12 protein-coding genes are annotated in these 10,539 nt (G+C 54.7%); 2 read left to right on the plus strand and 10 right to left on the minus strand.

Annotated elements, in window-relative coordinates; genetic code table 11:
• Positions 1–46: 46 nt before the first annotated feature.
• The 7 genes from VLA04_03550 to VLA04_03580 form a co-directional block, all read right to left on the minus strand.
• Positions 47–1,225: a DUF3048 domain-containing protein gene (locus tag VLA04_03550; GenBank protein ID HSI20750.1), complete on the minus strand. Its 1,179-nt coding sequence runs from the start codon at positions 1,223–1,225 to the stop codon at positions 47–49.
• A gap of 7 nt (positions 1,226–1,232) precedes the next feature.
• Positions 1,233–2,003, minus strand: a complete 771-nt coding sequence (locus VLA04_03555) for a LytR C-terminal domain-containing protein (GenBank protein HSI20751.1) — start codon at positions 2,001–2,003, stop codon at positions 1,233–1,235.
• 12 nt (positions 2,004–2,015) lie between these two features.
• On the minus strand, positions 2,016–3,446 hold the full coding sequence (locus tag VLA04_03560) for a glycosyl hydrolase family 18 protein (GenBank protein ID HSI20752.1): 1,431 nt from the start codon (positions 3,444–3,446) through the stop codon (positions 2,016–2,018).
• A 77-nt stretch (positions 3,447–3,523) separates the two neighbouring features.
• Positions 3,524–4,126 (minus strand): transcriptional repressor LexA, encoded by a 603-nt coding sequence (lexA, locus tag VLA04_03565; GenBank protein HSI20753.1) that lies wholly within the window; start codon positions 4,124–4,126, stop codon positions 3,524–3,526.
• A gap of 76 nt (positions 4,127–4,202) precedes the next feature.
• Positions 4,203–5,384 (minus strand): 23S rRNA (uracil(1939)-C(5))-methyltransferase RlmD, encoded by a 1,182-nt coding sequence (rlmD, locus tag VLA04_03570; protein ID HSI20754.1) that lies wholly within the window; start codon positions 5,382–5,384, stop codon positions 4,203–4,205.
• Positions 5,377–6,756 (minus strand): MBL fold metallo-hydrolase, encoded by a 1,380-nt coding sequence (locus VLA04_03575; GenBank protein HSI20755.1) that lies wholly within the window; start codon positions 6,754–6,756, stop codon positions 5,377–5,379. The genes rlmD and VLA04_03575 overlap by 8 nt, the downstream gene beginning before the upstream one ends.
• A 53-nt stretch (positions 6,757–6,809) precedes the next feature.
• Positions 6,810–7,487, minus strand: a complete 678-nt coding sequence (locus VLA04_03580; GenBank protein HSI20756.1) for a histidine phosphatase family protein — start codon at positions 7,485–7,487, stop codon at positions 6,810–6,812.
• An 82-nt stretch (positions 7,488–7,569) separates the two neighbouring features.
• Between VLA04_03580 and VLA04_03585 the strand changes: the two genes are divergently transcribed.
• Entirely contained in the window at positions 7,570–8,022 is a 453-nt protein-coding gene (locus VLA04_03585) for a GNAT family N-acetyltransferase (GenBank protein HSI20757.1), read from the plus strand.
• Positions 8,023–8,056: 34 nt separating this feature from the next.
• Here VLA04_03585 and VLA04_03590 read toward each other — a convergent pair whose 3' ends face one another.
• Positions 8,057–8,521, minus strand: a complete 465-nt coding sequence (locus VLA04_03590; GenBank protein HSI20758.1) for a DinB family protein — start codon at positions 8,519–8,521, stop codon at positions 8,057–8,059.
• A gap of 64 nt (positions 8,522–8,585) precedes the next feature.
• On the opposite strand from VLA04_03590, the gene VLA04_03595 reads away from it, so the two are divergent.
• Positions 8,586–9,131, plus strand: coding sequence for a class I SAM-dependent methyltransferase (locus tag VLA04_03595; GenBank protein HSI20759.1), 546 nt, complete (start codon positions 8,586–8,588; stop codon positions 9,129–9,131).
• Here the strand turns inward: VLA04_03595 and VLA04_03600 are convergent.
• Complete coding sequence (locus tag VLA04_03600; GenBank protein ID HSI20760.1) at positions 9,128–10,015, minus strand: YegS/Rv2252/BmrU family lipid kinase; 888 nt, start codon at positions 10,013–10,015, stop codon at positions 9,128–9,130. The genes VLA04_03595 and VLA04_03600 overlap by 4 nt on opposite strands.
• A gap of 55 nt (positions 10,016–10,070) precedes the next feature.
• A partial coding sequence (locus VLA04_03605; protein ID HSI20761.1) for a hypothetical protein occupies positions 10,071–10,539 on the minus strand: 469 nt, incomplete at its 5' end.

The raw sequence follows: 10,539 nt of genomic DNA on the forward strand, positions 1-10,539 counted from the left end.
CGGACTGCTAGCAAAAAAGACCCCCAACGGGGTCTTTTTTTGTGTGCTAATAGCTTATTACAGTATCGGGGTGGACTACCTCAACCCAGGTATTGCCACGCACCAGCTTCATTTCTGAACCATCGGCATTGTAGTACCGGGTTCGCTCATTCCCTGAGCGCTTCCATGTTCCTACGGTGGCGATACCGTTATTGAGCACAATAACCTTGCCAGATCCAGTAAGGGTGAACTTGCCTACCACCTTACCCCCGCTACTGGTCACCTGTACGCTCTGAACGGTCTGCAGGACGATATTCTTGGTGGTAATCACCTCTCCTGTGTCGGCGTCCTTGTGAGCTAGGCCTGCCATGGCACGCGCGTAGGTATTGGTTTTAGGGTCAAACGCCCATTTCACACCAAAGGAGGCGGAAGAGAAATCGATGGAAACATTCTGGGCTGCTCCCCTGCTTGCCTCAGGTGCCTCATCAGTAAAGAGAAGTGGCTCATACCCGCCAGCTTGCTCATACTTTTTGCTAGTGATGTGGTCCCATAGCTTCCCTGTAGAGCTGAACATGGTATGTTCCGTACTTACATTCCGGCTGAAATCACGCTTGAAAGTGGGTTCGCCAATGGCAAACTGGTCCAGGTCCGTGATTCCGCCATTGGCTTGAATGCTGGCCAGGGCGTCGCTGTTCCCGCCCACATGGGCCAGGAAGGCGTTGTATTCGCGTGCGTAGTCCAGGTAATAGGTGCGGACACTCCGTACGGGCCCAACGCGGACATCCTTTGTATTGGCATCGGCATAAAGGGCAAGGAAGCGGGTAATGCCGCCCTCGGCAATGGCTTCGTATACCCAGTCTGCTTCTGCGAGACCGGCTTGCGGTCGGGCTTCTGGGTGATTCTCAATCATAATGCCGAGTGGGCGGATATTCTCCTGACCCGGCTCAACCATCGCGCCATCTAATTTCCGGGCAACGGGCGTAGGTGTGGCAGACGGTGTGGGCGTAGGTGTGGCAGAGACAATCGCCTCGTTCGTATTGCAGCTGTTCCCCTCACAGCCGGTGGACTTGCCGGCTTGTTTGCGGTACGCCAGCGCCACGCTGGTCAGGGCGGCAATCACTACAAGCCCAGCAACGATGCCCGCGATTACCTTGGGATTCTTAAGGTGTTGGGCAAATGTCTTTTTGACAGGGGTGGTAGCCACTGGTGGCACAATGAGCGGCTGTACTTCTTGCTCTGGTTCCATGAGGTGCTTACTTAAGGCCGATGACTACGAGGACCATATCGGGGTCTGCCAAGGTAGACTCTTCAAGGGTGGTGGAGTACCCGCTGAGGGCAGCTTGCACGGCCTCCGCCTCTGCTTTGCGTCCCGCTGCGTAGTAGACCATGGTGCTGGCGTAGTTTTGATTCTTTGCGTTGCCCGTCGTCCGTACCTTAAAGGAGGCGGCTTCCAGGGTTGTCTTAGCTTTCCCTGCAGCGCCCGCCACGGTTGTGCCGTTCAGTACGCGGAGCGTAACGTTTGCCGGAACAACCACCGTTGCTTCTGGCGTGGCTGAGGCGGTAGGTGTTGGGGTGGCTTCTGGGGTTGGAGTTGCCTCAGGGGTTGGAGTTGGCGTAGCCGAAGCGGTAGGTGTTGGGGTTGCTTCTAGGGAAAGCCATTCGTGGAGGTTTTTCTGTGCGAGGGAGTAGCCAATCACCCCTAGGACGATGCTGACCACAAGAAGGATGACCCACCACAGCCAGGAAGGCGGCTTGCCAATTGCTGCGTGTGGTTCAGGGAAGAGCGCATCAAAGCTATCGGCTGCAGGTTCTTCGGCAGGGGCAGGATCCGTAGGGGGTGTCTCTGCTGTAGGGGTGGGTTCAGCTGCGGGAGCGGGTGCTTCTGCAGGAGTAGCTTCTTTTGGTGCCTCAGCAGGGGTAGGAGGAGTCTCCGTCTTTTCGGCCTTAACCTCTTCTTTTACTTCTGCTGCGGCTGCGGGCTTGGCTGCCCCACCGGCTGATAAGCTATCAAGCTTCTTCTTCATGAAATGTTCTCCTTATGAACGTGATTGCCAGAGCGCAAGATCGCCTGCCCCTACTGACCAAAACATAATTCCTTTGAGTTGGTAGGCGGCTGCAGCATTGAGCTTCTCTTGAATGGAGGTTGCGTCTTCAAACCAGACTTGGTGAAGGCGGCCTTGTGTATCGGTATAGGTAAACACCGGGATGGTGCCTATATCGTAGCCGCGCTCATCGATGCCGGTCTGACGAATTACAGGGGCCTCCTTTTCAGTACTGAGTGTAATCGCCTGTTCATAGCTTATACCTGTTCCCTCCCAGTTGTCAGCGTCAGTGAGGGGTGCGCTCCAGTCATACCCGTAATTTCCCAGGCCAATAACAAGCTTCTTGGGGTCGATGGTATCCGCAGCATAGGCAGCCACTTCCGCCACCCAAGAGAGTGGGGCAATGGGGCCTGGCTCACCGGTGGACTTGCCGTGGTAGTCATACGCCATAATGCGGACTTCATCGGCAATAAGGCCAACAGACCGCCAGTCCATAGGTACTTGGTTGGCGATACGGGCCTCAAGGGTAACGGCTACCTTCAGCTTCTCTTGGTGGAATACGGTGGTGAGGTTGCGGATGAACCCGGTGAAGAGGTCGCGGTTCTCGCTGCCGAGCGATTCGTAGTTGATATCAATACCCGTAAAGCCCTGCTCCTTCACGGCGGTGAGGAGGTTGAGAATATGGGTGCTTTGCACATCCAGGTCGGAGAGTGCCTTGTATGTATGGTCAGGGTCTCCGCTTACCGTAAGGTAGGTTTCAGAAGAAGGATACGTAGCCTTGTAAGACTGCCACTGGGACCAGCTGGCCTTAGGGGTCATGGACATGCCATCCTCCCCTACCGTCAGCCAAAAGGCAGAGGTGGAATTGAAGATGTTATCGGACGGGTTGCTGACATTCCACGGGGTGATCCAGCCATAGAGGCGGACGGATTGCCCAGATTCGGCCAAGGCTTTCCCGGCATCAAGGGGGTTGAGCCGGTCATCACTGGCAATGGCAGGTAGGTAGCGACGGGCAGTCGAGGTGGTATTGGTATCCGCGGGAGAAGAAGGGCGGTTCCACGGGGTATTGGAGAGCATGAGGGCAAAAACGGCACCTAGGGCTGCGGTATGGATGATGGCGGTCTTTTTGCCAGGTTTGCGCAGCTCGTCACGTGCGGTATGTGCCGCGCTTTGGACGCCCCGGGTGGTCCGGCGGACAACCTTCTGGGGATACGGGTTCCGTTTCTTGGTGTGTACCTTACGGGTAATGGGCAGTGCCGTAAGTACTGGCCCTGTTACTGGGAGTTGCTGCTCATCAAGCTTCCCTCCCCACTCGTTAATACGTCGAAATGCCCGCTCTAAAAGAGTGGGTGGTGTGGCATGAGGAATAACTCGCGATCCTGTCGTCGCGGAGTGCGTATGTGACCGCACAATGATATCGCGCATACATCTATTGTACGGGTTTGAGAAAGGGAAAGGCAAACAGAGCCCGAGAGGGCTCTGTTTTGTGGGTAACAGGTTACCTAGGCAAACTTGCGGATAAGTCCCTTTACCTTGCCTTGGATCTCTACTTTCCGGACAAAGATAGGGTTCATGGTGGAGTTGGCAGGCTGAAGCCGTACGCGGTCCTTTTCCTTATAGAAGCGCTTGAGGGTCACGTTCTCCCGGTCAATGAGCGCCACAACGATGTCACCGTTTTTGACGGACTTGCCTTGTTCGATAATGACGTAGTCTCCACTTAGAATGCCGTCTTCAATCATGGACTCGCCTTTTACGCGGAGGGCGTAAATGTTATTACCCATCATATCTCGAGGGATATCGATGGTTTCATTGGTGGCAATGGCCTCAATTGGCCGGCCTGCGGCAATAGCGCCCATGAGCGGGATGGCGAAGAACCCTTCGGCAGCTTCCGCAAGTTTGTTCACTTGAATGGAACGGGCAAGGTTCTCCTCGTGCGAGAGGTAGCCCTTTTGCTTGAGTGATTCTACGTGCTCCGCAATGGTTGCGGTGGAAGAGAGGTCAAAGTAATGGCCAATCTCCCGGTAGCTGGGAGCGTAGTTATGTTCAGCAATGTAATCGGTAATGAAGGCCAGGATTTCCGCCTGGCGCTTGGTCAGTGGCTCCATATGCGGACTGTTACGTGTTCGGTGTTTGTACGATACCGAACAAATACCGCTAGTGTCAACGAAAGCAAATGAATGTCTATCGCTCCAGTGTCAAAACCAGCTCACAGTGCCATGTATGGGGAAACATATCGACGCCGGTGGCTTGTGTGACGCGGTACCCCGCACGCCCTAAATCCTGAATATCGCGGTAGCAGGTAGTGGGATTGCAGGAGGTGTAGACAACCTTCTTAGGCCCTAAGTTGGGCAAAAGCCTGCGGAACCGCTCGTGCAAGCCTGCCCGGGGAGGGTCCAGGATAACTACATCAGGCAGGCCGGTAGATTGGCAGAAGGCGCTCGTTACTACATCCTCTACGGCCCCTGTGTGTACTGTCACATTGGTCACATTGTTTTTCTGTAAGTTCCAGTTGGCATCCGCGCAGTTTGCCTCGTTGGATTCTATGCAAGTCACCTTACTGGCATTGCCTGACAAAAACATGCCGATGGTGGCAGAGCCGGCGTACAGATCCCAGACATGCTCACTCCCCTGAAGGCCTGCATGTTTCTCAATAGTCTGGTACAGCGCAGTCACCATGCTTCCATTGGGCTGAAAAAAGGCATGTGGCGATACGAAGCAGGTGAAGTTCCCTATTTTGTCAGTAATACCCAACTCACCCCAGAGGAGGTCATCTTCAAAGCGCGTATTGGTGGCGCCCCAGCTACGGGAATGAAAAATGCTTACCACGGCAGGCACGCTTTCGCGCAACGAGTCTGCCCAGGCGGTGAGTCCATCCATTTTGCCTTCATCAGTAACGAGGGAGACTAGTATCTCTCCCGTCGCTTTTCCCTCACGGATAAGGAGGTGCTTAAGCCACCCACTTCTGGTGGCTGGATTGTAGAGGGTCCAACCAAAGTCCGTAGCGGCCCGCGCAGTGAGATTCATAATGAGATCGCCTACGGGAGAGAGGAGAAAACAGCGGTCTACGGGAATATCCCCTTCTTCACTGCCTTTCTGATGACGGGATGGCCGGACTACATCCCCTTCCCGCACAAAAGCAAAGCGGATCTTGTTGCGGAAGTAGAGGGGGTACTCTTCTGGGCTCCCTACAATGGGCTGCCATGCCGCCTCAGGGACGCTTGCACCAAAAAGGGAGCGGAGCCGCTGCTCCTTGGCTGCCAACTGTTTTGGGTAGGAGATATCCTGGCTGTCACACCCGCCACATTGGTAGAAATACGGGCATACCGGAGTGATATCGGGTGCTGGCCGTACAATGTCAGGCATTCGCTTCGGCAAGGTGGGTAGTATCTACAGTCTCCGCATACTCAGGCACCCCGGAGCTGATGCTCAACTCCTCTTCTATGGATTGTGAGAATGACAGGGCAGAGTTAAGTTCGCCGTGAGTCACGAAGACTTTCTTGGGCGGCCTGCCGTTGAAGCAGTGCATCCAGTGCATGAGGCGTGGGTAGTCGGCATGGCCGGAAAAGGCACCGCAGGACTTAACCTTGGCTTTAACGTGCACCTCCTGCCCGTAAATGACGACGTGCTTTTCGCCATCGTGCAGCTTGCGCCCGAGGCTTCCCTCTACCTGGTAGCCGACAATAAGGACGGTTGTGTTAGGGAATTGAAGGTAGTTCTTAAGGTGGTGCATGATACGCCCGCCGTTCATCATCCCGGAGCCGGCAATGATGATCTTTGGCCCTTGCACCTTAAGGATATGCTTGGACTCTTCGGAGGTGGTGGTATAGCGCAAACCGGCAAAGCTGAAGAGGTCCCCGCCAAACTTGCGCAGGTTTTCCTTGGCTTCTGGGTTAAAGAAATCGATGCTTTGGCGGAAGATTTCCGTAGCGGCAATGGCCAAGGGGCTGTCGAGGAAAATGGGTAGCGTGGGAATCTGCTTAGTGGCGTGTAACTCATTGAGTTCGTAGAGCAGCTCTTGGGTTCGTTCTAGGGCAAAGGCAGGGATGAGGAGCGTTCCTTTGGTGCGGATGATTTCGTGGATGGCATCCTTAAGGAAGGACGTTCGTTCCGTCCCCGTCTCATGGATCCGGTTGCCATAGGTTGACTCCACTACTACGATATCGGCGCCATAGAGGCATTCGGCGTTGCGTAGCAGTGGTACGGGCGTATTGCCAAGGTCGCCGGAGAAAACAGCTTGCTCGCCTTCGGCTACAAACTTTACGGAAGCAGAGCCCAGGATGTGGCCCGCATCAGCCATGAACCCGCTTACGCCAGCACCAATCTGGAATTCCTTGTGGTAAGGAACCGTTTTCCACATGGCTTCCAGTGGTTCCACGTCGTCGGCAGTATAGAGTGGTTCGTGCCCGTGCCGTTCGGCCTCTTCCATAATGAGCTTGGCTGAGTCACGCAGGTTGATCATTGCCAGCTCTGCGGTAGGTTCGGTCCCATAGAGGGTGCCGCGGAACCCTTCCTTGTAGAGCTTGGGTAAGCGGCCAATATGGTCAAAGTGGGCATGGGTGACGACCATGTTGTCCACGGCGGCTGGGTCAAAGGGAAAGGCCTGGGAGTTCTTGTCTTCCGCGTACTTGCCTCCCTGGAACATCCCACAGTCCAGGACAATGCGTTGGTGGGCGGTCTCTAGGTGGTAGCAGGAGCCGGTGACTTCTCGGTTTGCGCCGCTAAAAGTGATTTTCATATATATGCAGTATGCCGCATTTTGCCTTAAAAAAAGAACCCGCGGGTGCGGGTTCAAGCATAAATGGGTATGCAGCGGGGTACGCAGTTTTGAAAACTGGGGTAACTGAACATGTCGTTCACCTCTGCCGTTTCGTAGGCGAAAGGCCCTTGAAGGAGCGGCGCGGTGAGGCGCAGCGTTTCGCCATGTGACACCACCAGGATGGGGCCCTGCTTGGCCTGTGCGTAGAGCATCCGCGCCTCTGACCGGAGTTCCTCAAACTTGTGCGCCAGGCTTTGGACCTCCCATACGCTGTAGTGTGGGTCGCGCTTGAGTTGGTGGATATGGCCCAGGTGCTCCATGATGTCCTGTCCCTCAGCAATCTCGGGTGTCTCATACGGCCCCCAATGCCGCTCAACGAGACCGGGCACGAGGATGATTGGCAGCTTATCGGCTATGAGTTGGGCCGTTTCCTGCGTCCTTCTGGAAGGAGAGCAGAATATGCGGGGTACCTTGCCGGTACGCGTCGTGATGGCATCGATGAGATAGCGGCAGCTCAGTGCCTCGGCAACGCCGATTGGTGAGAGGCCGGGATCCCCGTTATGTTCATCCATGATCTGTGCACGGATCTTTAGGTACTCGGGAATGTTCTTCCGATAAAAGTAGTAGGCAGCCAGGTTGTGCAAGGCATGGGCATGCCTTAACAGAGTGATAGTACTGATTGGTCTTCTCAAATTCCGACGGCGATGCATTCCTCTTCTTTAGCATAAGGAGCCGATAGTGTCCAGATGGCAATGCTGGACATGGGGCCTCTTTCCTGGTAAGATCTTCAGCATGTCAGTAGATATTCGAACCTTGGACGCTTCTGATGAAGCTTCAAAAGCACAGCTTGATGCCTTGAAAAAAGAAGTTTGGCCCAAGGCTGACGAAGAGCACTTTGGTGCAGACCTGCATCCTCATTTCTTTCACACCGCTGAGGCCACCCTTGTTTACGAGGAAAATGGCCAGCTCCTTGGCTATCTAGAAGTGAGGTGTGAGCTGGGAGTTGCCTACATGGGCAGCACTGGCATAGTAGAGCAGGCACGGAGGCGTGGGGTTGCGACGAAGCTTGTTGAGGCCGCAGAAAACTGGGCCCGGGAAAACTATTGCCACAAGGTTACTGCAGAAACAGGTACCGAGTGGACTTCCAAAGGGTTGGTGACAGCTATGGGGTATACCCCCGTTGTGACCTTTAAGCGCCACTTTGGGAAGATTGATTTCATCGTCTTTGAGAAATTCCTGGATTAATCAAAAGACCCGCTCACATGAGCGGGTCTTCTTTTTATTCAGCTGTTTCCAACATGGTAGAGAGATAGATGATCTGCCCTTGGTGGTACATCATGTTCCAGTATGGGTACATCATAGTATCGGCCAGTGTGTAGGTAGTCCAAGGGTACTGGATGACTGTATCCACATCCTCTGCGGGAACGGCAGCGATAGCCTTGCCTACGTTCTCTGCGCCTTCGAGCAACTTAGCCTTCAATTCTTCCCAGGAAAGGGCCTGAAGCTTTTCGTTTTCTGACACATATTCCGTGTTGAAAAAGTCTGGCCACTGTTTGGACTCAAGCAGCATGTGCATGTTGAGGTTCATGAAGGCACATTCTGCCACGAGCGCCTTGGGGGTCCGTGCCTTGCCGCCAGGGCTCGTTTCCCGTTTATCCTCGGGCAGGGATTCGTAGGCGGCAATGAGTTCGTTGGCTGCGTCCTTTAAGGCTTCGGGCAGATAGGCTTGGAGGGTATTCTTCATATGGAGTGGTTACGCTTGCCGGTTTATCTTACCGGTAAAAAACACTTTAGCGTAGTATGGATTCATGGAATGGCTCCTCATCTTAGTGGCGGTCTTGGCCGTTGCCTTGTACGTCTGGCACTGCGTCGATGTTTTTTTGAGTAGCAGGCCGGGGCGGGTGCTGTACGTCAGTTCCTCTGTGGGACAGGTGGCGCCCGTGCTTGATGACATTATCGCGCGGTATATCCCAAAAACCGAGAAGGTGCTTTTCATTGAGCCAGGAGCCGGCATAGGCAATGTGGCGCGGCTTATGGCCCGCCGCTACCGTTGGAAGGAAGTGCAGGCAATAGACATTAGTGTGCTCCTATGTTTCTGGGCCAAAGCGTATGCCTTAGCATTCCGTTCCCCCCTTAAGGTTTTCCGCGGTAATATTTTTAACCAAAACTATCCCAAGGGGTCTCTGGTGTATTGCTACCTTACCAGCCCCATCTTGGAAAGGCTCCACAAGGAGAAAAAATTGGAAGGGACCCTGGTTGTCACCCTTACCTTTGCCATACCTGGCGTGCAGGCAACGGAAGAATGCAGCCTCACCAATTGGCAGGGCCAGGTGTACGTATATGATTTCCGCTAGAGCTTAGAGGTTTCCGCCACAATCACTTTAAGTGCCTTGGGTGCAACGCTAATGCGGATAGGTGTGGTGGTGGTTACCTCCCCGTCCAAACTCACGCTTTGGGGCGGGTTAGTTTCTAGGATCAATTCTTTTTCCACTACCACACGGTCCAGGTTCTGCTTGGAAAGCCTACGCCCTAAGAGGGCCCGCATCCAAATGGCAAGGAGTTGGAGGGGTGAAAGACCCTTAAAGGTAAAGATGGTGATATCGGCGCTTTCCAAGCGGCTCTTGTGGATGAGCGACGCAGGGCCGTAGTAGCCCCCATTTGCTATGACTAGCTGGTAGGTTTGGAAGGGAACGGGGTTGTTGCCCGGGAACCAGACTTCAAAAGGGCGGAGGTGCGCCATGGCACGGATCCCCTGAACGAGGTATGAGAATATGCCCAGGTACCTTTTAAGGTTGTCCGGGAGGTTGGCGGCAACACGGGAAGAAAAGCCCAATGAAACGGCGTTGGCAAAGTAGGTATCGTTTATTTTGCCAAGGTCTATTTCGGCTACCTTTCCGTTAGCGATAGCGGCAACTGCGGTTGGCAAGTGGTTTGGGATATCCAGGCTGCGGACAAAACTATTGGCCGTGCCGAGAGGCAGGATGCCGAGGACGACATCCTTATAAACCAGTTGGTCCACTATCTCGCTGATGGTCCCATCGCCGCCGCCAACGATGATGAGCCGGAAACCTTTTTCGATAAGTCCGCCGACTTGGGACTGGAGGTTGGCAGGATTGCTTACGGGGTGGCTTTCTATATCCAAGCCCGCCTCCCGCAGGAGTTTCTCTGCCGTCTGTTTCAGGCGCCTGCCTCGGCGCGAGGCGGTATTTATGACAAGGGCTGCCTTGGTGGGAGTCATAGGCTGACTATAGCAGGAATGAAAAAGGCCGCTCGACATTGAGCGACCTTGGGGGTTAGGTGGCCCCCACTCCGGCTGTGAGGTGCATGATGCGTTCCTCAAGCCAGAGAGCGGGGTTGTCCAGCCTGTCGGCTGGGATGAGGGTGTATTCCGGGGTCAGCAAGGCAAACGTTGCCTCGTAAATGCTGGGGTTGTGGAGTGGCCCCTTGGGCTTCCATGAGGTAGCGGCTAGCGCATCCCGGTCGGTCTCTTCGCGGGAGACCCGAAGGCCGCTGCCACCAAAGAAGTAAACGAACGTTTCCTGCCCTTCCTTACCCGGTACCAGCGCCAGGGGTATCCCTACGCCGGACTCTTTAAGGGCCCGCTGTCCCGCTAGGACATCGAGCTTTGTGAGGACGGCAGCCAGTTCATGGACGGTCTTCCCTACCTTGGTGGATTGCAGGACGTTTAGGTCGTAGGCTATCCGGCCAATGGGGTCGCTTCCACAGCGTTGGTTACCGGCGGTTCCGCCGTCAGTCCAGTGC

This window comes from Verrucomicrobiia bacterium, from assembly GCA_035460805.1.
Lineage (GTDB): Bacteria > Patescibacteriota > UBA1384 > CAILIB01 > CAILIB01 > DATHWI01.